The organism is Kitasatospora indigofera, assembly GCF_014655955.1.
Taxonomy (GTDB): domain Bacteria; phylum Actinomycetota; class Actinomycetes; order Streptomycetales; family Streptomycetaceae; genus Kitasatospora; species Kitasatospora indigofera.
Genome location: NZ_BNBO01000187.1, coordinates 1 through 600, shown reverse-complemented (window position 1 = coordinate 600; position 600 = coordinate 1). Strand labels below are relative to the sequence as shown.

The 600-nt window shown below is 73.0% G+C and carries 1 protein-coding gene; it reads left to right on the top strand.

Going from position 1 to position 600, the window contains the following annotated elements; genetic code table 11:
• A partial coding sequence (locus IE329_RS40090) for a beta-ketoacyl reductase (protein ID WP_190215998.1) occupies positions 1-600 on the top strand: 600 nt, incomplete at both ends.

The following is a 600-nucleotide window of genomic DNA, read 5'->3' as shown; positions in this document are numbered from 1 at the left end:
TTCCGGTTCATGAGCCGGGCGGCTCACGTCGGGAAGATCGTTCTGACTGTTCCGGCGGATTTCGATCCGGTCGGTACGGTGCTGATCACCGGTGGTACGGGGACGTTGGGGGGCCATGTGGCCCGGCATCTGGTGGCCGAGCGGGGTGTGCGGCATCTGGTGCTGGTCAGCCGTGGTGGTGGCGGGGCGGCGTTGTGCGCGGAGCTGGCCGGGCTGGGCGCGCAGGTGACCGTGGCCGCCTGTGACGTGGCGGACCGGGAGGCGTTGGCGGCCGTGCTGGAGTCGATCCCGGCCGAGCATCCGTTGACCGCGGTGGTGCATGCGGCCGGTGTGCTGGACGACGCCGTGGTCGAGTCGCTGACCCCGGAGGCTCTCGCCGCGGTCTGGGAGCCCAAGGCACGGGCGGCCTGGCACCTGCACGAACTCACCCGGGGGCGGGACCTGACGGCGTTCGTCCTGTTCTCCTCGGTGGCCGGGACGCTCGGCAGCCCCGGCCAGGCCAACTACGCCGCCGCCAACGCCTTCCTCGACGGCCTGGCCGCGTACCGGCGCGCCCAGGGCCTGCCGGCCACCTCGCTGGCCTGGGGCTACTGGGCCGAG